Source organism: Nonomuraea sp. NPDC003754 (genome assembly GCF_053605785.1).
On record NZ_JBSGJX010000012.1, the window covers coordinates 137,564 to 157,998 of the forward strand.

Sequence of the window (20,435 nt, forward strand, 5' to 3'; positions counted from 1 at the left end):
CGATCACGGGATTCCCGGCCTACTGGATTCCGGCTTCGGTGCACTTGGCGGCGAACTCGCCCGTGCACAGCTCTTCCTTGGCGACGAAGCCGTCGGCCACGACGTCCTTGACGCTGTCGAAGAAGATCGCCTGGGGGTCGAGCAGGACGGCGGGCACGTCCTGGCCGCTCTCGGTGTCCTTGACGCTGCCGGTGGCCGCGGGCTTCTCGCCCTTGGCCAGCGCGACCGCCAGCGCGGAGGCCGCGTCGGCCTCCTTCTTGATCGCCTTGTAGACGGTCATGCACTGGTCGCCGGCGAGGATGTTCTGCAGGCCCTGGACGGTCGCGTCCTGGCCGGTGACCGGCACCTTGCCGTTGAGGTTGTTCTTCTTCAGCACGGTGATGGCGGCGTTGCCGAGGCCGTCGTTGGCCGCGAGCACGCCGGCGATCTTCGACTCGCCGGTGAGCATCTGCTCGAAGATCGTGCCGGCCTTGGCGTTGTCCCACTCGGGAACCGACTCGTCCGGGCCCTTCACGAACTCGCCGGAGTCGAACTTCGGCTTGAGCACGCCGTCGTAGCCCTGCTTGAACAGCGTGGCGTTGTTGTCGGTCGGCGAGCCGTTGAGATAGGCGACGATGGGCTTGGCGGCCTTCTTGTCGGCCAGGCACCTGGCCAGTCCCTCGCCCTGCAGGGTGCCGACCTTGGTGTTGTCGAAGCTGACGTAGTAGGCCGCGCCGCCGCCCAGCGTGAGCCGGTCGTAGTCGATCGTGGCCACGCCCTGCGACTTGGCCTTGCTCAGCACGGCCTTGCCGGTGCCGGAGTCCAGGTTCACGATCATCAGCACGGTCGCGCCGTTGGTGATCATCTGGTCGGCGATGGTCTGGAAGGCGTTCTTGTCGCCCTGGGCGTTCTGGATGTCGTAGGCGACGCCCGCGGCCTTGAACGCCTCCTCGAGGTACTTGCGGTCCGCGGTCTCCCACCTGGCCGAGGACTTGCTGTCGGGAAGGATGACGCCGATCTTGCCCGTGGCGGCCCCGCTGGAGGCGGGCGCCGCGCTGGGCTGGGCAGTACCGGCCTGGGTGGTGCCACCGCTGTCGCCCCCGCACGCGGTGAGACCGAGGGTCGTCGCCGCTGCCACGGCGGTCAGGCTGAGGATCCCCTTGCGCATGGTGCAAGGTCCTTTCTGGGGGATGGACGGGGGGTGGGGGTTCCACCGGTCGTACGGCGGCGCCTTGCCGTACGCGGTGAATGTTGTCTGCGGCAACGTATTCCGCCGCGGCCTGCTTTGGAAGACCCTCATCCGGCCGAGTTTGTTGTGGCGGGTAACAATCCAGAAACACCCCGCTCAACCGATCACGCTCTGCGTGATCAGCGCCAGCGCCGAGAACACGGCCACCGTGAGGACCGCGCCCCTCACCCCCTTGCCGTCGAGATGGCGCCGCAGCGGCCCGGAAACGAGGAAGCCCCCGATCAGGAACGGCACGAGCAGCCCTCCCGTCGCCAGCGCCCTGGCGGGCAGGCGGTCGACGAACCAGAGGATGAGCAGCGACTGGGAGGCGCTGAGGAAGAAGAAGGCCGCCAGCGTGGCACGGATCTGCGGCCCCTTGGCGCTCTGGTAGACCAGCGCGACCGGCGGACCGCCGATGCCGGTGGCGGTACCGGTGATGCCGGAGGCGAAACCCGCCGTCGTGGTCGTCCACCCGTTCCTGGGGACGGCGACGGCCCGGGCGGTCAGCGCGACGGCGACCAGGACCATGACGCCGACGAAAACGCCGAGCGTCTGAGTGGAGACATGGACGACGACGAGAGCCCCGACCGCGCTGCCCGGCAACCGGCCGACCACGGCGAACCCGAGACCACGCCAGTCGATCCTGCGCCACTCGGCGGCCAGCGTGAACAGCGGCAGGGTGGCGTTGACCACCTGGATGGCGCCGGGCATGAGAGTGGGGTCGAGCATCGTCACGACCGGGGCGGCGACCAGGCCGAGCCCGAAGCCGACACCGCCTTGGACGATCGCGCCGACCAGCACCGCCGAACCTGCCAATAACACGATCAAGGCCTCGGAAGTCATGGGCTCTATGCTGCAGGACCGTGCGACTCCCCCTTCTCTCCATCCCCACGTGCGCCGCGCTCGTCCTTCTCCCGGCCACCACGCCCGCAGCCCAGGCGTCCCCCACTGACCCGCTCTTCCGCGGGCCGCTCTCCTTCGCGTCACACTCGTCGGCGTCGCCCGCCCCCGGGCTGCCCTCTCCTGCCTCCCCTTCCTCCAGCCGCCCCTCCCCCGCCTCGCTCTCTCCTGGACGGCCCTCTGCCACCTCGCCATCCCCTGGGCGGACCTCTCCCGCTGACCCCTCTCCTGGACCGTCCTTGGCCTGGTTGACGCCCTCTGACATGCGCTCCCCCACCACATCCACACCCGGACCGCCCTCCCCGGCCTTGGCCTCCCCTGGGCCGGCCTTCGCCGGGTCAGTGCCCTCTGGCATGCTGCCGGGCTGGGCAGCCGGTGTGCGGGGAACGCCGGGGGCGCTCTACAAGACGGGCAGGCTGCCCGTCGCCTCCTGTCCGGAGCCGCCGCTCGTCTCGGGTGGGATTCCGCGCTCGAAGGAGTACCTGGGCGCGATCATGACCTGCCTTAACCGGGGATGGTCAGCGCATTTCGCCAAGGCGAAGCTGCCCTTCCGGCAGCCGAAGGTCCGCTACGTCGGCGCGCCCACCGAGCGGATCTGCGGTGTGCGGTGGCCGGGCGGGGCCGCGGCGTTCTACTGCACCGGCCAGGCCACCCTCGTCTTCCCCCTCGAAGGACAGTGGATCGAGGGACGCACCGACCTGTACCCGCTGAAGGTCGCCGCGCACGAGTACGGTCACCACGTGCAGCAGCAGGCGGGCATCAGGGCCGCCTACGAGAAGCTGGTGCGCGCCCGTACGGGCGACCAGGCGGAGCTGGGCCGCCGCTACGAGTTGCAGGCCGACTGCCTGGCCGGGGTCTTCGCGGGCAGCGTCTGGCGCTCGCTCGGCCGCTCGGCGGAGCACTGGACGGCGCTGCTCGACGCGGTCAAAGCCAGTGGGGACGAGCCGGACGGGCGGCGCAGCCACGGGTCGGGGGCCAGCCGTGTGTCGTGGCTCAAGCGGGGCTACGCGGCGGTGTCGCCGTCGGCGTGCGACACGTGGTCGGCACCGGCGTCGAAGGTGTCGTGAGGCACCCGCCCCTCAACACCACCTGACGGCCTGCTCAGGGGCGTTCCCCAGGCCGCCCGTCCGCCTGGATCCGTCCGGGGTGGCCGCAGGTGGAATCCGGTGTGCGGGCTGGGGTACGGCGTAGCGGCGGGGACCGGAGTCCCGCTGGAGTATGCGTGATGGACGGGCGGGCGCCGGTGACCACGGTGGCCTGGGGACGGCTTGCCGTACGGGAAGGACCGACACCACCCCACAGCAGGCGTGACGCGGGCGAAGGGGCCCTGGAACGGCGCCGCCGCCCGGCGCGGGGTGGTGCGGCGGGCGGCGGTCAGGTCGGGTGGTTCCCCCGAGATGGGCGCGTTCAGGGTCGCGCCCGCCCGGCCGGTGGCCGGGCTCCCGCCGCCCGCGGCCCGGCGGATGGCCGGGTCGCGGGTGCGGGACGTTCGTACCTGCTTGGCAGGCGGACTACTTGGCCAGCAGCGACCGCAGCACGTACTGCATGATGCCGCCGTGCCGGTAGTAGTCGGCCTCGCCCGGCGTGTCGATGCGGACGACCGCGTCGAACTCGACGTCGCCCGCCTTCACGTGGACGGTGCCGGGGATGGTGCCCTGGTTGAGCTCCTCGACGCCGGTGATGTCGAAGGTCTCCTCACCGGTCAGCCCCAGCGAGGCGGCGCTCTGCCCCTCGGGGAACTGCAGCGGCAGGACACCCATGCCGATCAGGTTGGAGCGGTGGATGCGCTCGTAGGACTCGGCGATGACGGCCTTGACGCCCAGCAGCGCCGTGCCCTTGGCCGCCCAGTCGCGCGAGGAGCCGGAGCCGTACTCCTTGCCCGCCAGGACGACCAGCGGCGTGCCGGCCGCGGCGTAGTTGACCGAGGCGTCGTAGATGAACGACACGGGCCCGTCGGGCTGGGTGAAGTCGCGGGTGTAGCCGCCTTCGGTGCCCGGCGCGATCTGGTTGCGCAGGCGGATGTTGGCGAACGTGCCGCGGATCATCACCTCGTGGTTGCCGCGCCGCGAGCCGTAGGAGTTGAAGTCCTTGACCTCGACGCCGTTGGCCTGGAGGTACTGCGCGGCGGGCGTGCCGACCTTGATGGAGCTGGCGGGCGAGATGTGGTCGGTGGTGACGGAGTCGCCGACCTTGACCAGGACGCGGGCGCCGGCGATGTCGGTGACGGGCTCCGGCTTCTCCGGCATGCCGTCGAAGTAGGGGGCCTTGCGCACGTAGGTGGAGGCGGGGTCCCACTCGAAGGTGTCGCCGGTCGGGATCGGCAGCGACTGCCAGGTCTCGTCGCCCTTGAAGACGTCGGCGTAGTCGCGCTCGAACATCTCGCGGCCGATGGAGGAGCTGACGACCTCGGCGACCTCGTCGGGCGAGGGCCAGATGTCCTTGAGGAACACCGGCTGCCCGTCGGCGCCCTCGCCGAGCGGCTCGGTGTCGAGGTCGATGTCCATCGTGCCGGCCAGCGCGTAGGCGACCACCAGCGGCGGCGAGGCCAGGTAGTTCATCTTCACGTCGGGGTTGATGCGGCCCTCGAAGTTGCGGTTGCCGGACAGGACCGCGGTGACGGCCAGGTCGTTCTCCTGGATGGCGGCCGAGATCTCCTCGGGCAGCGGGCCCGAGTTGCCGATGCAGGTGGTGCAGCCGTAGCCGACCAGGTTGAACCCGATCTTGTCCAGGTACGGCTGGAGCCCCGAGCGCTCGAAGTAGCCGGTGACGACCTGGGAGCCGGGCGCCAGCGACGTCTTGACCCATGGCTTGCGGGTCAGGCCCTTCTCCACCGCGTTGCGCGCCAGCAGGGCGGCGCCCAGCATGACGTAGGGGTTGGAGGTGTTGGTGCACGAGGTGATCGCGGCGATGGTGACCACGCCGTGGTCGATCTCGAAGCTGGTGCCGTCGGCCAGGGTGACGGGCACCTTCTTGTGCGGCCGCTCGCCGTTGAGCGCGGGCGTGTGCGGCTGGTCGCCGTCGCCGTCGTGGCCGACGGCGGGCGCGTCGGAGGCGGGGAAGGACTCGGCCCCGGCCTCGTCGACCGGCCCGAAGTCCTCCTCGGCGGCGTAGTCCTTGACGGCGGCGCGCCAGGCCCGCTTGGCGTCGTTGAGCGCGATGCGGTCCTGCGGGCGCTTGGGGCCGGCGATCGACGGGACGACGGTGGCCAGGTCGAGCTCGATGTACTCGGAGAAGACCGGCTCGGGCGCCGACGGGTCGAGCCAGAGGCCCTGCTCCTTGGCGTACGCCTCGACGAGCGCGACCTGCTCCTCGGAGCGGCCGGTCAGGCGCAGGTAGTCGACGGTCTGGCCGTCGATCGGGAAGATCGCGCAGGTGGAGCCGAACTCGGGGCTCATGTTGCCGATCGTGGCCCGGTTGGCCAGCGGCACCGAGGAGACGCCCTCGCCGTAGAACTCGACGAACTTGCCGACCACGCCGTGCTTGCGCAGCATCTCGGTGATGGTCAGCACCAGGTCGGTGGCGGTCGCGCCGGCCGGGAGCTTGCCCGTCAGCTTGAAGCCGACCACGCGCGGGATCAGCATCGAGATGGGCTGGCCGAGCATCGCGGCCTCGGCCTCGATGCCGCCGACGCCCCAGCCGAGCACGCCGATGCCGTTCTCCATCGTGGTGTGGGAGTCGGTGCCGACGCAGGTGTCGGGGTAGGCCTTGCCGTCGCGGATCATGACGACGCGGGCCAGGTGCTCGATGTTGACCTGGTGGACGATGCCGGTGCCGGGCGGCACCACCTTGAACTCGTCGAAGGCCGTCTGGCCCCAGCGCAGGAACTGGTAGCGCTCGCGGTTGCGCTCGTACTCCCGCTCCACGTTGCGCTGGAAGGCGTCGGGGTGGCCGAAGTAGTCGACGATGACCGAGTGGTCGATGACCATCTCGGCGGGCGCCAGCGGGTTGATGCGGGCGGGGTCGCCGCCGAGGTCGCGTACGGCCTCGCGCATGGTGGCCAGGTCGACCACGCACGGCACACCGGTGAAGTCCTGCATGATGACGCGGGCGGGGGTGAACTGGATCTCGACGCTAGGGGCGGCGTTCGGGTCCCACTGGCCCAGCGCGCGGATGTGGTCGGCGGTGATGTTGGCGCCGTCCTCGGTGCGCAGGAGGTTCTCCAGCAGGATCTTCAGGCTGTACGGGAGGCGGGCAGCGCCCTCGACTGCATCCAGCCGGAAGATCTCGTAAGACGCGTCGCCGACGCGTAGCGTGTCACGGCTGCCGAAGCTGTTCGCGGACACGGTGATTCGCCTCCTCGTTAGACAAGTTCTCCGTCACAGATCCTGCCGCACTTCAGCACCTGTCACGACGTTAGGTCACCCTAACTCGCAGGTGGCGGCAGGTCTCTCGACGTCAAGATATCTCGGTAAGTATCTCGACATCAAGTTACCGGCTAGTAGGCAAGTCTCCAGTACAGCAGGCCGCTAATCGCGACAGAAAGTACCGGCGCGAGAATCTTCTGCTCGAACTTCTTGCCGGTCTTGATGCCGATCTTCCAAGGCAGCATGAACTTGTAGGCCATCGGCCACAGCACCGGGCAGCCGCGTTCAGTCATGCAGTCGCCCACCACGTGGATGAGACAGCCGAGCGCGACCGCCAGGCCCAGCCAGGCGTAGCCCACCTCCAGCGACCTGAAGACCACGTACAGGCCGGCGGTCAGGCCGATGTTGACCATCGCCGAACCCAGCTTGTTGCCGGGGATGCCGATGCCTATCGCGCGTAACGCCAGCCCGATGAGCAGCACCACCACGACGTCCCTGCCGATCGGGTAACTGCCGGCCAGCCAGTGCGTCCCGAACCCGGCCGCCACCGCGAAGGCCAGGGAGTGCGTCGCCCCCCTGTGCCCGCCCGCCAGCCACGAGACCCCCTTGCTGAGCAGCCAGGTGACGGGCCCGAAGGTCTGCGCGATCGTGGCGCTCGGGTGGTCGAGGTCGGGCAGCATCGCCGCGCCCGCGCACACCAGCGCTCCCGCGATGATCTCGGCGGGGGTCAGCGCGCCCGCCATGATGCCGGTCTCGATGAACCTGCTCGACTCGTTCAGCAGCGGGAGCATGGCCAGCGGGGGCGCGAGGCCCAGCCAGGCGGCGGCTCCCGACATCGCGTGCGTGTGCCCCATCATGTCAAGATCACGCTACGTCATCGTACGGCAAAGCGCGCGCCAAGCCCTCGTATGGGCGTTCCGCCACGCCCGCCGGACATCCGCACGCGGGCGGCGCCCGGTTTCAGGGAACGCGGGGCCCGCGGCCCGGACGACAGGGGCCCGCAAACGAAGACGAGGCCGTTACCGCGGCGACAGCACCCCCCAGCCCTGCCGACGCGGAACGACCTCGTCTGCTCTAGTTAACGGCCTCCATCCCCATGCATGTTCCCGATTTCCGCGACTTTTTCGTGATCTAGCTCACTCTGTCGCTCATCTCAACGTTGATCGCGAAAGATCGGTTGCTATCGACACATTACCGATATATCGTCGAAGCATCGAGAACGATCGAAGGTCGATCGTGAACAAGGAGAAGACACCATGACTTCCGCACAGGCGGCGAGCGGCGGCCAGTGGGCCGACGCCAGGGAGATGAAGCGAGCCGCGCGCGAGGCGTTCCGGACGATGGCCGAGGCGTGGCAGCAGCACGGCGGGCATCACCACCACAGGCGCGGCCCCCAGCCCGAGGGCGGCCCGCACGATCACAGGCAGCGCGGCAGGGGCCGGCCGGGGCCGTTCCCCTTCGACTTCGGCAGGGGCCCGTGGGGCGGCCCCGGGGGGCCCTTCGGCCGCCACGGGTTCGGCGGCAGGGGACGCAAGGCCAAGCGGGGCGACGTCCGCGCCGCGATCCTCGCGCTGCTCGCCGAGGAGCCGCGCAACGGCTACCAGATCATCCAGGAGATCGCCGAGCGCAGCGAGGGCGGCTGGAAGCCCAGCCCCGGCGCCGTCTACCCGGCGTTGCAGCAGCTCACCGACGAGGGCCTGGTCATCTCGGAGGAGAGCGAGGGCCGCAAGACCTTCCGCCTCACCGAGGCCGGCCGCGCCTACATCACCGAGCACGCCGACGAGGTGCGGGCGCCCTGGGACGAGATGCGTCCCGACATCGACGACAACTCGGCCGAGCTGATGGACATCGCCAAGCAGTCGGCGTTCGCGATGATGCAGATCCTGCACAGCGGCACCGAGGCGCAGGTCCGCGAGGCCCGCAAGGCGCTCATCGAGACGCGCCGCAAGCTCTACCAGATCCTGGCCGACGGCGACCCCGAGGAGGAGTGACCCCCGGCATGCCCGGCACCCCCCGCGGCACGCCATCCGCCCTCCCCGAGAGTGCCCGGATGACGTACCCGACCCGCTTCCCCATGGGTGCCCGGATCGTGTACCCGACCCGCTTCCCCATGGGTGCCCGGATGGCGTACCCCACCCGCTTTCCCCGTGGGCGCCCGATGGCGCACCCGACCCTCACGCGGTCGCCGCACGGCGCGCCGCGGCCCCTGACCCGATCACGACAGAGCGCAGGCCGGGAGCCCTGGACGGGGCTCCCGAGAGGAGCCACGCGATGAGCACCGACGACCAACTGCGCATCGGCGACGCCGAGCGCGACGAGACGATGGCGGCGCTGCGCGAGCACTTCGCGCAGGGCCGGCTGACCCGCGAGGAGCTCGACGAGCGGCTCGACCTCGCGCTGTCGGCCCGTACGGCCGGCGACCTGGCCCGCGTCCACGCCGACCTGCCGGGCCCCGGCCGCCACTCTCCCACGCGGGACGCCGCCGTCTGGCACGGGCCGGGCGCCTGGCCGGACGCCTGGCGGGAGCGGGCCCCGTGGCCGGAAGCCCGGCGCGGGCAGGACGCGTGGCCGGGCGGCTGGCCGGAGGGCGCCTGGGCGGGAGCGGCCCGGTGGGCCGAGGAGTACGGGCAGGGCGGGTCGAGAAGGGCCCGGCACCTGCGGCGCATGCACGCGCACCGGATGCGCCACGCCCACCTGGGGCGCCGCCACCGGGGCCCGGGCCCGCTCGCCCCCGTCCTGCTCGTGGCGCTGGTCATCGGCCTGGCGGTGAGCGGGTTCTCGGTGCTGAAGGTGCTGTTCTTCGTGTGGGTGGCCGCGATGGTGTTCGGGTTCGCGCACCGCCGGTCGCACCTGGCCCGCCTCGGCCGCTGACCCGCAGGCCGGTGACACGCGGCCCAGGGCCAGCCGCTGACCCGCAGGCCGGTGACACGCGGCCGAGGGCCAGTCGCTGACCCGCGACACCGGACCGGGGGACGGCCGCAGCAGCCCCGCAGGACCATGACACCGGAACGAGGCACGGCCACAGACCCGGGCTCCGGGGTGAGGGATGCGGGGCCGCACTGAGGGCTAGGCAGCCCGCGGATCGCTGGGTACCGTCCGAACCATGGCCGAACTCGAGAGTTTTCCCTTCCTGACCGGCCCCCGTGGATGCCCGCACGAGCGCTACGCCCAACGGCGCGACAGCGATCCGCTCGGCCGGGTCAGGCTGCCCAGCGGCGACGTGGTCACGCTGGCCACCAGGTACGACGACGTCGTCGCGGTGCTGAGCGACCCCCGGTTCAGCCGGAACCTGCACTACCCCGGCGCGCCGCGGATGTTCGAGGGCTACAACATCGCCGACTCCCCCGGCAGCCTGATGAACACCGACCCGCCCGAGCACACCAGGCTGCGCAGGCTGCTGTCGGGCACCTTCACCCCGCGCCAGGTCTCCACCTGGCGGCCGCGGCTGCGCGCGCTCACGCACGAGCTGATCGACCGGCTGCCCGCCGGCTTCGACCTCGTCGCCGACCTGGCCTTCCCGCTGCCGGTCCAGATGATCTGCGACGTGATGGGCGTGGCGGGCATCGACACCGAGCGCGTGCGCGGCTGGTCGGACGCGATGCTGTCGACGTCGAGCCTCACCTCGGAGGAGAAGCTCGCGGCGGCCACCGAGTTCTACACCTACGCCGCCGACCTCATCGCCGCCCACCGCGAGGACCCGGGTGACGGCCTGCTCGCGGCGATGATCGAGGCGAGGGACGAAGGCGACCGGCTGAGCCAGGACGAGCTCGTCCGGATGACCGTGGGGCTCTTCCTGGCCGGGCACGAGACGACGGGCTCCGTGCTGGCCAGGTCGATGCTCAGGCTGCTCGATCCGCGGGAGAGCTACGAGCGGCTCGTCGCCGCGCCCGAGCTGATCCCCACGGCCGTCGAGGAGCTGCTGCGGCTGGAGACGCCGGGCGAGGGCACGATGATCAGAGTGGCCACCGAGGACATCGAGCTGCCCTCGGGCACGGTCGGCAAGGGGGAAGGGATCATCGCCGCCTTCGTCGGCGCGAACAACGACCCGTCCGTCTTCCCCGAGCCGCGCACCATGGTCCTGGACAGGAAGGGGCCGCAGCACATCACGTTCGGCCGCGGCGCGCACTTCTGCCTCGGCGCGAACCTGGCCAGGATGGAGCTGCAGGAGATCCTGGGCGTGCTGGTCGACCGGCTGCCGGGGCTGACGCTCACCGAACCCGCCGACACCCTGCCGTGGACCACGGGGAACCTGGTCCACCGCCCCGTGCGGCTGCCCGTCCGCAAGACCGGCGGGACCTGACGGGGCAGGCGCGGCGGGCCTGCGGCGATCCCCTCTCCGCGGACGCCGTCAGCCGCGCCGTACCCCCCCGGGGTCCTCCGCCTGCCGTACCCCGGAGATACCGCCAACCAGGTGCGGAGACGGTGGAGAACTCGAGCACCCGCTCCCCCGGGCGGGCGTCGAGCGCGCGCCAGGTGGTCGAGCAGCGGCCGGTAGTGCCCGGGAGCCGGGCCGACCTGCGAGAAAAGGCCGACCGCGGACAGGATGCCGCTAGGTGAGCAGCGCCAGCGTCCGCTGCACCAGTCCCTCGGGCGCGGTCTTCGGCGAGCCCGCGTTGAAAGGCGGCTGCGGGTCGTACTCGATGGCCAGCTGTACGGCCTGCGCGGTCTCCACGTCGCTGGCACCGGCCAGCAGGGTGAGCGCCATGTCGATCCCGGCCGACACGCCCGCCGCCGTCACGATCTTGCCCTGCGTGACCACCCGCTCGCTCACCGGCTCGGCGCCGTACTGGGCCAGCATGTCGAGGATGGCCCAGTGCGTGGTGGCCTTCGTGCCCCGCAGCAGCCCCGCGGCGCCCAGCAGGAGCGATCCGCTGCAGACCGACGTCGTCCACCGGGTGTGGGCGTGCGCTTCGGCGATCCAGTCGACGAGGGCCTGGTCGTGCAGCGCGTCGAAGGTCCCCGCGCCGCCGGGCACGATGACCACGTCGGGACGGGGAAGGTCGGCGTAGCCCGCCGTGGCCTGCAAAGTGAGGCTGCCGCGGTCGTCGGTGACGGGGCCCGGCTCGGCGGCGACGAACGTGACGGTGCAACCGGGCGCGAAGGCCATCACGGTGTAGGGGCCGACGGCGTCGAGCGCGGTGAAGCGCCGGTAGAGCGGGATGGCGACCTGCATGGTCAGTGCTCCTTCTTCTGGAAGCGGCGACGGTAGTCGCCGGGTGAGATCCGCCAGTGGCGGTGGAAGACGCGATGGAGGGTCTCCGGTGTGCCCAGCCCCGCCTCCCTGGCCACCCGCTCGAGCGGGTGGTCGGTGAGCTCCAGCAGCCGCCGCGCGGCGTCGGCCCTGCTGCGCTCGACGTACCGGCCGGGTGTCAGGCCGGCCTGCGCGGTGAAGACGCGGGAGAAGTGCCGCTCGCTCATCCCCGCGTGGCGGGCCAGGGCGGGCACGCTCAGGTCGCCTGCGGGATTGGCGTCGATGTACGTCTGGAGCTCGCGCAACGGCTCGCTGCGCGGAGTCAGCGCGCTCATCGGCGTGCTGAACTGGCTCTGCCCGCCGGGCCGTTGCAGGTAGACCACCAGCCCGCAGGCCACGTCCCTGGCCAGGGCGTGCCCGTGATCCTCGGCCACCAGCGCGAGCGCGAGGTCGATGCCCGCCGTCACGCCCGCCGAGGTCCAGACGGTGCCGTCCTTGATGTAGATCGGATCGGCGTCCACCTCGACCAGCGGGTACCTGGCGCGCAGCGCGTCGGCGGCCAGCCAGTGGGTGGTCGCCCGCCTGCCGTCCAGCAGGCCCGCCTCGGCCAGGAGCAGCGCGCCGCCGCACACCGAGGTGACCCTGCGCGACATCCCGGCCAGGCGCGTGATGCCGTCGATCAGCTCCCGGTCCGGCAGGAGGTCCAAGGTGGTCAGCCCGCCGGCGACCACCAGCGTGTCGACCGGCCCGCCGACGTCCGCCAGCGGGGCTCGCACGACCGTCGCGACCCCGTTGAGGGCGGCCACGTCGCCGGCGCGGACGGCGGTCACCTCCACCTGGTAACCGCCTTCGCCGGCCAGCATGCCCGCCAGGGCGAACACGTCGGCGGGACCGGCCATGTCGAGCAGTTGGAACCCCTCGAAGACCACGATCACGACGCGCCGCTGCATGCTTTTCATGCTGGTCAGCGTCACACGATGGCGTCAATGACAGGAAGATTGCATATCCTGCCACGCCCGCCCGCGAGTGGTCAGGTGCCCGTACCCGCCCCTGCCGGCGGTCCTGAACATCCCGCCGCCACCTGGGCCGACGAAGGCGGCCGGGCGGAGCTCGTGCCGCTGCCCGGCCACCGGGTCACGGCCCTTGAAGGCCGTGGCGAACAGCACCGTGTCCTGGGTGTCGGAGTGGCGGGCGATCCGGCCCCGGCCAGGACGCCTTCTCGCGCACCGCGTCCTGCGGGTCGGCGTGCTCGCTGATGACGTACGGCCGGTCGGCGTCCAGGGGGCGTGCCGTACGGAAGGGCAGGACCCGCCCCTTCGAGGGCCTGCTTCTCGCAGGACACGGGTCGCCGTGCACGGTCGGGGCCCGTGCCGGGCGGCGAACGGCGGGTGCACGCACAGCCAGCCTGGGCGATATGTCCGAATTTATACCGATTAGCGGGGGTTTGGGAAAAATGGCCATTCACCCCCGTTATAACGGCCCAAATCGGGCTATATCGACTGATAGATCTTTAAGTAGAGCAATAGCAACGTTAATGTACAGCAAAATGGGGTGATGTCCCGTTTGTCTGGCATGCGGCCCGGCAATCAAGAGAATGCAGGGATGGTCGCTCGTGACCATAGAGAACATTTCAACCACCCTGAATTCGTCATTCACGGGCAGTCAATCCTTTCAGGAGGAAACCCAATGACCAGCTTCAAGCGAGTCATCGCAGGCCTCGCACTCACCACCGCCGTGAGCGGCGGCTTCGTCGCCGTCGGCGCCACCACCACCGCGGCATCCGCCGCCACCACTGCTTCGGCCGTCACGACGGGCTGGGGCGGCTGGGGCTGCGGTGGCTTCCGTCGCTGCGGCTTCAGGGGCTGGGGCGGCTGGGGCGGCGGCTGGGGCCGTCGCTGCCACAACCGGGGCGGCCACGGCCGTCTCAGGATCAACATCAACAACCACGTCAACACCAACAACACGAACACCAACAACAACAACAACGAGGCCGAGGTCGAGCGCGACAGGCACTGGGACGGTGCGAACACCTGAGTCCTGACCTGATGGCGCGGGCCGGCTTCGCCGGCCCGCGCTCACGCGAGCCGAACGCGAACCGCAAGGGGTTTATCACCGCTCAATAAATTGAACCGTCAGAACGACAGAGTTTTTTCGCGGATCGATTATTCAACGCTTTCCGATGACGGCGGGTCGATCCGATTCCCGTGAAGTGCGGCGCGGGTTCGTCGCGGTACGACCGATGAATTGTCCCAGTGATTCGTCGGGCCGCGACGAACCCGCGTGCTTTGTATTGAACCCGGCACCGACGCGCCCACATTCGAAAGCACAGCCCCTGCGGGCACCGATTGACGAGCCCCCAGGGCGGGAGGCGACCAGATCTACTTCCGCAAAGGCCGCCTCGTGACCGCCTGGGCGCGGGTCCGCGACCACATCACCGCCCGCGACACCCGCGGTCTGGCCGACCTCGTGATCATCCTGCCCGACGCCGGGCGCGCCGAGGTCGCCCGGCACCTGCCGGACCTGCGCACGGACCTGCGTGAGGCCGCCGCCCGCCGGGCGAGGGAGCGCCGGTCGCTCGGCCTGGGCGGCGCCGGGAGAGTCTGGACTCCTCGTTGATCTCTAGTCTCGTACTTCAGCGATCTTCAGTTCGGCTGGAGAGGCTCTGCGGGGCCCGGTGGAACTCGACGCCGACGAAGTGACCTTCGGTGAAGCCGAGGCGCACGCCATCGCAGTGGGCGAACGGCGTCCCCCATGTGTCGTGCGAGGCATCCGGCAAACACGCCACCAACGCCAGCTCGATCGCCCCTCCGTGCCCGATCAGCAGCGCCGACCCGCCCTCGGGGACACCAGCCACCGTGTCCGCCCAGATCGCGCGATGGGTCTGGGCCACCGCCGCCGCGGCATGACCCTTCCGGATGACGTCCGCGAGTCGCCTGTACGGCTGCGCCCAGTTCCACTGGGCATGCCGGGGGATCTCTCCGGATACGTAGCCCGACGGCATCTCCATGGTGTCGTCGACGGCGAACCCCATCGCGACGGCGGTCTCGACCGCCCGAGGGACCGAACTGGTGACGACGCGCTCGTACGGGCCGGCTCCGGAACCGATGAAACGGGCCAGGGCGATGCCTTCAGCCGACAGATGGGACCCCCGGCCACGCATCGCGCCCTTCTTGGTCAGGCTGTGCCGGCGCACGTCCAGCCAACGCATGGGGCGTCCTCCTTCACAAGGGCGGTGTGGTGGGCAGGCAGAACACCCGCGACCACCGCGATCATCCAGCAAACGACAATCATGCGGTGGCCGCCAACCACCGCATCACCACCGCATCACCACCGCGGCCGTAACCCGGCACGCCAGCGGGATCGCCGCGCGGCTGGAGTGCTAGCCCATCTCCTCCAGCTTGCGGCCCCGCGTCTCCTTGATCCACCTGGTGACGAAGACGAACGACAGCGCCGCGAAGCACGCGTACATGACGTAGGTGAGCGGCAGGTTCCACTCCGCCAGGCTGGGGAACGTCACGGTGATCGCCCAGTTGGCCAGCCACTGGGCGGCCGCGGCGACCGACAGGGCGACGGCGCGGATGCGGTTGGGGAACATCTCGCCCAGCAGGACCCACACCACCACACCCCATGACAGGGCGAAGAACAGCACGAACGTGTGGGCCGCGATCAGCGCGACGGCGCCCTGTGGGTCGGGCATCGTGACCGTCTGGCCGACGTACTTGGCGGCGCTGAACGCCCACGCGGCGGTGCCCAGCGAGATCGCCATGCCGGCCGAGCCGATCAGCAGCAACGGCTTGCGGCCGAGCTTGTCGACCAGGGCGATGGCGATGAACGTGCCGATGATGTTGATCACCGAGCTGGAGAAGCTGATCAGCAGCGAGTTGCTCTGGGTGACGCCGACCGACTGCCACAGCACGGAGGAGTAGTAGAAGATCACGTTGATGCCGACGAACTGCTGGAAGACCGACAGCACGATGCCGATCCACACGATCGGCAGCAGCCCCAGCGCGGGGCCGCGCAGGTCGCGCAGGTGCGTGCGTTCCTCCGTCCGCAGCACGCTGCGGATCTCCTCCAGCCGGGTGTCCAGGTCGGCGCTCTCTCCCTCGACCTCGGCCAGCACCCGCTTGGCCGCCTCGGTACGGCCGACGGCGACCAGGAAGCGCGGCGACTCGGGGATCACCGAGGCGAACAGCAGGTACAGCAGGGCCGGCACGACGCACGCGCCGAGCATCCACTGCCAGGCCTGCAGACCCCACAGCTCGTTGTTGACGTTGCCGCCGGCCAGGCGCGCGATCATGTAGTTGACCAGCTGGGAGACCGCGATGCCGAGCACGATGGCCAGCTGCTGGAAGGAGCCCAGCCGGCCGCGGTAGGCGGGCGGGGCCACCTCGGCGATGTAGGCGGGGCCGATCACGGAGGCCATGCCGATGGCCACGCCGGCGAGCACCCGCCAGAAGGCCAGGTCCCAGAGGGCGAAGGGCAGCATCTGGCCGATCGAGCTGACCGCGAACAGTCCCGCGGCCAGCTGCATGGTCCTGACGCGCCCCCACCGGTCGGCCACCCCGCCGGCCAGCCACGCGCCCGCCGCCGACCCCAGCAGGGCGATGGCCACGACGAAGCCCGTCTCGACCGCGCCCACCTGGAAGTGGTGCCGGATTCCGGTGACCGCGCCGTTGATCACCGAGCTGTCGTAGCCGAACAGGAAGCCGCCGATGGCGGCGGCCGCCGTGATGAAGACGACATGACCGATGTTTTCCTGTCGTACATGCTCAGAGCGCACCATGTCGCGCCCACTACCCACGGTCGCGCCCACTACCCACGACAGGCCTGGCTACGGCTCCGCCCTGGGTCGAGATCCGGCGATCACAACCGTGGGTCGACCGGCTCCGACTCCATCGCCAGCACGGCGAAGACAGGCTCGTGCACCCGCCACAGTGAGTCGCCGTCGGCCAGCCGGGCCAGCGCCTCCAATCCGAGGGCGTGCTCGCGCAGCGCCATGGAGCGCTTCTTGCCGAGGAAGCGGCGGCGCAGCGTGTCGAGCGACTCGGTGTAGTCGGGCCCGTAGATGATCCGCAGGTACTCGCGCCCGCGCACCTTCACACCCGGCTGGACGCGGCCCTCGGGGTGGACGGCGGGCTTGACGACCATGCCCTCGCCGCCCTCGGCCGTCAGCGCAAGCCACCACTCCACCGCCCGCTCCCGCGACTCGGCGGAGGTCAGGTCGACGAACAGGTGCCGGGTGGGCGTGATGATCGGGTCGTCGAGGAGGGCGAGCCGCTCCAGGTGCCAGGCGTGCGGCTCGAGCGCGGTGTTGCGCCCCTCGGCCGCCAGGATCTGGAACGGCGCCAGCCGTATCCCCTCGAGTCCGTCGACCGGCCAGCAGTAGCGCGCATAGGCGTCGCGAAAACGGGCAGCGTTGTCCTCGCGACGCCGGGTGCGGGCCAACAACTCGCCCACATCCAGCCCGCGCTCGGCCGCCGCGTTCAGGGCGCCGACCGCTGCCGGCAGCGCGGCCCGCGCGGCCGCGCCCACGGAGGCGTACTGCGTGCGGATCAGCTCCCCGGCCTTGGCCGACCACGGCAGCAGCTCGCAGTCGAGCACCACCCAGTCGGAGCCGAGCGCGCTCCACAGCGGCTCGCACGCCCGCCGCAGCCTGTCGACCAGCGGCGCCAGGTCGTCGAAGAACGGCCGGCCGGTGCGGGTGTAGACCACGCCGGTGGTGCCGTCGCTCACGCCGAACCGCTCGGCCGCGACCTCGGCGGTCCTGGCCAGGACCGCCACGGCCCGCGAGCCCATGTGCTTCTCCTCGCACACGACCTCGCGCACCCCGTGGGCGGCGAACTCCTCGAACGCCTCGTGCGGGTGCTCCAGGTAGCCGTCCAGGCGGGAGGTCTCCGGCGGGGCCATCGTCGGCGGCAGGTAGACCAGCCAGCGCGGGTCGACGGCGAAGCGGCTCATCACCTCCAGGGCGGCCGCCGCGTTCTCCTCCATGATCTTGACCTTGGCGCCGAAGCGCGTCTCGACGTACCGGGTGCCCCGCACGTCGTCGATGTCGAGGGTGACGGCGTCGCGGTGGCCGGGGGCGCCGAGCGGCTTGACCGGCTCGTACCAGACGGTCTCCGCCGGCACCGAGACGATCTCGCGCGAGGGGTAGCGCAGCGCGGTCAGCCGGCCGCCGAACACGCAGCCGGTGTCGAGGCAGATCGTGTTGTTGATCCACTCGGGCCTGGTCGTGGGGGTGTGGCCGTAGACGACCATGGCGCGGCCCCGGTACTGCTGCGCCCACGGGTAGCGCACGGGCAGGCCGTACTCGTCGGTCTCGCCGGTGGTCTCGCCGTACAGCGCGAAGGAGCGGACCCTGCCGGAGGCGCGGCCGTGGTAGGCCTCCTTCAACCCGGCGTGCGCGACCACCAGGCGGCCCTCGTCGAGCTGGTAGTGGCTGATGAGCCCGTCGAGGAACGCGCTCGCCTCGCGGGTGAACTCCTCGCTCTCGGCGGCGAACTGCTCGAGCGAGCGCTCCAGGCCGTGGGCCACCCGCACCTTGCGGCCCTTGAGCGCCTTGACCAGCTTGTCCTCGTGGTTGCCCCGCACGCAGAGGGCGGTGCCGGCCGCGACCATGCCCATGACCAGGCGGACCACGCCGGGCGAGTCGGGGCCGCGGTCGACGAGGTCGCCGACGAACACCGCGGTGCGGCCCTCAGGGTGCGTGGCGCCCACCGCCTTGCCGTCGACGCGGGTCAGCTCCCAGCCCAGCTCGGTGAGCAGTGACTCCAGTTCGGCCCGGCAGCCGTGGACGTCGCCGATGAGGTCGAAGGGCCCCGTGAGGTCCTTCCTGTCGCTCCAGGCCCTGTCGTAGGCGATCGTGGCGGCGTCGATCTCGTCCACGCCGCGCAGCACGTGGACCTTGCGGAAGCCGTCCCGGTGGATCGCGCCGAGCGAGCGGCGCAGGTCCTTGCGCTGCCTCAGCACCACACCGGCGCCGAAGTCGCGGTCGGGACGGGACGCGTTGCGCTCGATCGCCACCTCCTCCGGCACGTCGAGCACGATCGCGTCGCACAGCACGTCGTGCTTCCTGGCCAGCGCGATGAGGTTCTGGCGGGCGCCGTACTGCACGCTGGTGGCGTCGACCACGGTCAGCAGGCCGCGCGAGAGCCGGGTCGCGACGATGTGGTCGAGCAGCTCGAAGGCGGCGTGGGTGGCGCTCTGGTCGTTCTCGTCGTCGGAGACCAGGCCCCGGCAGAAGTCGGAGGAGATGACCTGGGTGGGCTTGAAGTGTCGGGCGGCGAACGTCGACTTCCCGCTGCCCGAGACGCCGACGAGCACCACGAGGGACAGCTCGGGGATGCGGATCTCAGTGCTCACGGGTGAAGACTCCCATCTGGGTCGGCGCGCCCCTGACGGGGTCCTCGTCGCCGACGGGCTTGAAGCCGACGGTGTAGCGGTGTTCCCTTGCCACGCGGGTGGCCCAGTCCTGGAACTCGGCGCGGGTCCACTCGAAGCGGTGGTCGGGGTGGCGCAGCCCGGTCAGGAACTCGTAGTTGACGTTGTACTCGGAATTGGGCGTGGTGACGATCACGTGCCGGGGCGCGGCCTGGCCGAACACCACCCGCTCCAGCGCCGCCAGCCGGGGCGGGTCGACGTGCTCGATCACCTCCATGAGCACGGCGGCGTCGTATCCGGCGAAGCGCGGGTCGGTGTAGGTGAGCGCGCCCTGGAACAGGGTGAGCCTGGCCCGCTTGGCGTCGGGCATCCGGTCGAGCTTGAGCTTGCGCGCGGCGATGGCCAGCGCGAGCGTCGAGACGTCCACGCCGGTGACCCTGGCGAACCTCGGCAGCGCCAGCAGCGCGCCGACCAGCTGGCCGGAGCCGCAGCCCAGGTCGATGACGGAGGCGGCGCCCAGTTCCTCCAGCGTCCTGACGACCTCCTCGCGCCGCCGCGTGTTCAGCGGGACGGCCTTGTCCTCCAGCGGTCCGCCCTTGTCCTCCTCGATGCGCGGCTCGAGCGCCTCCTCGGTCTCGTCGCCCAGCTCGGCGAGCCTGGCGAAGGCCGTACGCTCCAGGGCTCTGCGCCGTCCGAGGTAGCGGCGGGTGATCAGGGTCCGCTCGGGATGCGGCGCCAGCCAGCCCTCGCCCGCGCGGATCAGCTTGTCGACCTCGTCGGGCGCGATCCAGTAGTGCTTGCCGTCGTCGAGCACCGGCAGCAGCACGTACAGGTGGTTGAGCGCGTCGGCCAGCCGTAGCCGCCCGCGCAGCCGCAGCCGCACGTACCGGGACTCGCCCCACGCGGGAAAGGCCTCGTCCAGCGGGACGGCCTGCGCCTCGGTCACCCAGCCGAGCGGCTCGAACAGCCTGCGCGCCAGGTCGGGGCCGCCCCTGCAGGGCAGCGCCGGCAGTGTGATCTCCAGCGGCAGCGGCGCCGCCGCCAGCTCGGGCCTGGCGTTGCAGCGCCCGCTCCGCGCGGTGCGGAAGACGTCGCCGATCGCCACCGCCATGAGGGAGGAGGCCGCGTACGGCCGGTCGTTGACGTACTGCGACAGGCTGAAGTCGGGCGACGTGCGGCCCTTGGAGCGGACCAGCGCGACGGGGTCGACGTCGAGCAGCAGCGCCGCGGTGCACCGCTCCTCGCCCGCCTCCGGGTAGAACACCGTGGCCGTCCCGAAGGACTGGGCGAACTCCTGCACCCTGTCGGGATGCTTGTGCAGGAGAAAGCCCAGGTCGGTGGCCGGTGCGGCGGTGGTCGAGATCGTCAGCAGCACGGCTCAAGTGTGCCGTAGCCCGGTTTGTCATGCCATCGCATATCCCGGTGGGACCCGTCCCGGGATGTCGCCGGGACG

Annotated in this window: 16 protein-coding genes; 6 read left to right on the forward strand and 10 right to left on the reverse strand. The window is 70.8% G+C overall.

Annotation, left to right across the window (positions count from 1 at the left end; genetic code table 11):
- Window positions 1-19 precede the first annotated feature (19 nt).
- Both ACWEVS_RS17525 and ACWEVS_RS17530 read right to left on the reverse strand, forming a co-directional pair.
- Window positions 20-1,147 (reverse strand): sugar ABC transporter substrate-binding protein, encoded by a 1,128-nt coding sequence (locus tag ACWEVS_RS17525; protein ID WP_452552308.1) that lies wholly within the window; start codon window positions 1,145-1,147, stop codon window positions 20-22.
- A 177-nt stretch (window positions 1,148-1,324) separates the two neighbouring features.
- Entirely contained in the window at window positions 1,325-2,050 is a 726-nt protein-coding gene (locus tag ACWEVS_RS17530) for a TSUP family transporter (protein ID WP_452552310.1), read from the reverse strand.
- A gap of 434 nt (window positions 2,051-2,484) precedes the next feature.
- Between ACWEVS_RS17530 and ACWEVS_RS17535 the strand changes: the two genes are divergently transcribed.
- Complete coding sequence (locus ACWEVS_RS17535) at window positions 2,485-3,174, forward strand: neutral zinc metallopeptidase (RefSeq protein ID WP_452552312.1); 690 nt, start codon at window positions 2,485-2,487, stop codon at window positions 3,172-3,174.
- Between the two features lie 444 nt (window positions 3,175-3,618).
- On the opposite strand, the gene acnA is transcribed toward ACWEVS_RS17535, so the two are convergent.
- Together acnA and ACWEVS_RS17545 are read right to left on the reverse strand one after the other, a co-directional pair.
- Window positions 3,619-6,396, reverse strand: a complete 2,778-nt coding sequence (gene acnA, locus ACWEVS_RS17540; protein WP_452552369.1) for an aconitate hydratase AcnA — start codon at window positions 6,394-6,396, stop codon at window positions 3,619-3,621.
- 146 nt (window positions 6,397-6,542) lie between these two features.
- Entirely contained in the window at window positions 6,543-7,268 is a 726-nt protein-coding gene (locus ACWEVS_RS17545) for a metal-dependent hydrolase (RefSeq protein WP_452552314.1), read from the reverse strand.
- A 399-nt stretch (window positions 7,269-7,667) separates the two neighbouring features.
- Here ACWEVS_RS17545 and ACWEVS_RS17550 point away from each other — a divergent pair, with 399 nt between their 5' ends.
- The 3 genes from ACWEVS_RS17550 to ACWEVS_RS17560 all read left to right on the forward strand — a co-directional run bounded on the left by ACWEVS_RS17550 (window position 7,668) and on the right by ACWEVS_RS17560 (window position 10,711).
- Complete coding sequence (locus ACWEVS_RS17550; protein WP_452552316.1) at window positions 7,668-8,402, forward strand: PadR family transcriptional regulator; 735 nt, start codon at window positions 7,668-7,670, stop codon at window positions 8,400-8,402.
- Window positions 8,403-8,682: 280 nt separating this feature from the next.
- On the forward strand, window positions 8,683-9,282 hold the full coding sequence (locus ACWEVS_RS17555) for a DUF1707 domain-containing protein (protein ID WP_452552318.1): 600 nt from the start codon (window positions 8,683-8,685) through the stop codon (window positions 9,280-9,282).
- A gap of 232 nt (window positions 9,283-9,514) precedes the next feature.
- Window positions 9,515-10,711 carry a cytochrome P450 gene (locus ACWEVS_RS17560; protein ID WP_452552320.1) on the forward strand — a complete coding sequence of 399 codons (1,197 nt, stop codon included), beginning with the start codon at window positions 9,515-9,517 and terminating at the stop codon, window positions 10,709-10,711.
- A 249-nt stretch (window positions 10,712-10,960) separates the two neighbouring features.
- On the opposite strand, the gene ACWEVS_RS17565 is transcribed toward ACWEVS_RS17560, so the two are convergent.
- Window positions 10,961-11,584: a DJ-1/PfpI family protein gene (locus ACWEVS_RS17565; RefSeq protein ID WP_452552322.1), complete on the reverse strand. Its 624-nt coding sequence runs from the start codon at window positions 11,582-11,584 to the stop codon at window positions 10,961-10,963.
- A 2-nt stretch (window positions 11,585-11,586) separates the two neighbouring features.
- A complete protein-coding gene (locus tag ACWEVS_RS17570; protein ID WP_452552324.1) occupies window positions 11,587-12,561 on the reverse strand; it encodes a GlxA family transcriptional regulator in 975 nt (324 codons plus the stop codon).
- A 727-nt stretch (window positions 12,562-13,288) separates the two neighbouring features.
- Here ACWEVS_RS17570 and ACWEVS_RS17575 point away from each other — a divergent pair.
- Together ACWEVS_RS17575 and ACWEVS_RS17580 are read left to right on the forward strand one after the other, a co-directional pair.
- The gene (locus tag ACWEVS_RS17575) at window positions 13,289-13,636 is read left to right on the forward strand and encodes a hypothetical protein (RefSeq protein ID WP_449924394.1); all 348 of its coding nucleotides are present in this window, start codon (window positions 13,289-13,291) and stop codon (window positions 13,634-13,636) included.
- Window positions 13,637-14,002: 366 nt separating this feature from the next.
- Window positions 14,003-14,218: a hypothetical protein gene (locus tag ACWEVS_RS17580; protein WP_449924396.1), complete on the forward strand. Its 216-nt coding sequence runs from the start codon at window positions 14,003-14,005 to the stop codon at window positions 14,216-14,218.
- 16 nt (window positions 14,219-14,234) lie between these two features.
- On the opposite strand, the gene ACWEVS_RS17585 is transcribed toward ACWEVS_RS17580, so the two are convergent.
- The 4 genes from ACWEVS_RS17585 to ACWEVS_RS17600 all read right to left on the reverse strand — a co-directional run bounded on the left by ACWEVS_RS17585 (window position 14,235) and on the right by ACWEVS_RS17600 (window position 20,357).
- Complete coding sequence (locus tag ACWEVS_RS17585; protein WP_449924399.1) at window positions 14,235-14,810, reverse strand: histidine phosphatase family protein; 576 nt, start codon at window positions 14,808-14,810, stop codon at window positions 14,235-14,237.
- A gap of 171 nt (window positions 14,811-14,981) precedes the next feature.
- Window positions 14,982-16,385: a sugar porter family MFS transporter gene (locus ACWEVS_RS17590; RefSeq protein ID WP_449924402.1), complete on the reverse strand. Its 1,404-nt coding sequence runs from the start codon at window positions 16,383-16,385 to the stop codon at window positions 14,982-14,984.
- Window positions 16,386-16,465: 80 nt separating this feature from the next.
- Window positions 16,466-18,964 carry a polynucleotide kinase-phosphatase gene (locus tag ACWEVS_RS17595; protein ID WP_452552326.1) on the reverse strand — a complete coding sequence of 833 codons (2,499 nt, stop codon included), beginning with the start codon at window positions 18,962-18,964 and terminating at the stop codon, window positions 16,466-16,468.
- The gene (locus ACWEVS_RS17600; protein ID WP_452414210.1) at window positions 18,954-20,357 is read right to left on the reverse strand and encodes a 3' terminal RNA ribose 2'-O-methyltransferase Hen1; all 1,404 of its coding nucleotides are present in this window, start codon (window positions 20,355-20,357) and stop codon (window positions 18,954-18,956) included. Before ACWEVS_RS17600 ends, ACWEVS_RS17595 begins: the two co-directional genes overlap by 11 nt.
- Window positions 20,358-20,435 lie beyond the last annotated feature (78 nt).

Bases quoted from the DNA above. Each gene is read 5' to 3' on its own strand.
- ACWEVS_RS17585 (WP_449924399.1), bottom strand. From the start codon at position 14,810: ATGCGTTGGCTGGACGTGCGCCGGCACAGCCTGACCAAGAAGGGCGCG.
- ACWEVS_RS17545 (WP_452552314.1), bottom strand. From the start codon at position 7,268: ATGATGGGGCACACGCACGCGATGTCGGGAGCCGCCGCCTGGCTGGGC.
- ACWEVS_RS17575 (WP_449924394.1), top strand. From the start codon at position 13,289: ATGACCAGCTTCAAGCGAGTCATCGCAGGCCTCGCACTCACCACCGCC.
- ACWEVS_RS17525 (WP_452552308.1), bottom strand. From the start codon at position 1,147: ATGCGCAAGGGGATCCTCAGCCTGACCGCCGTGGCAGCGGCGACGACC.
- ACWEVS_RS17590 (WP_449924402.1), bottom strand. From the start codon at position 16,385: ATGGTGCGCTCTGAGCATGTACGACAGGAAAACATCGGTCATGTCGTC.
- ACWEVS_RS17570 (WP_452552324.1), bottom strand. From the start codon at position 12,561: ATGAAAAGCATGCAGCGGCGCGTCGTGATCGTGGTCTTCGAGGGGTTC.
- ACWEVS_RS17550 (WP_452552316.1), top strand. From the start codon at position 7,668: ATGACTTCCGCACAGGCGGCGAGCGGCGGCCAGTGGGCCGACGCCAGG.
- ACWEVS_RS17530 (WP_452552310.1), bottom strand. From the start codon at position 2,050: ATGACTTCCGAGGCCTTGATCGTGTTATTGGCAGGTTCGGCGGTGCTG.
- ACWEVS_RS17565 (WP_452552322.1), bottom strand. From the start codon at position 11,584: ATGCAGGTCGCCATCCCGCTCTACCGGCGCTTCACCGCGCTCGACGCC.
- ACWEVS_RS17555 (WP_452552318.1), top strand. From the start codon at position 8,683: ATGAGCACCGACGACCAACTGCGCATCGGCGACGCCGAGCGCGACGAG.
- ACWEVS_RS17560 (WP_452552320.1), top strand. From the start codon at position 9,515: ATGGCCGAACTCGAGAGTTTTCCCTTCCTGACCGGCCCCCGTGGATGC.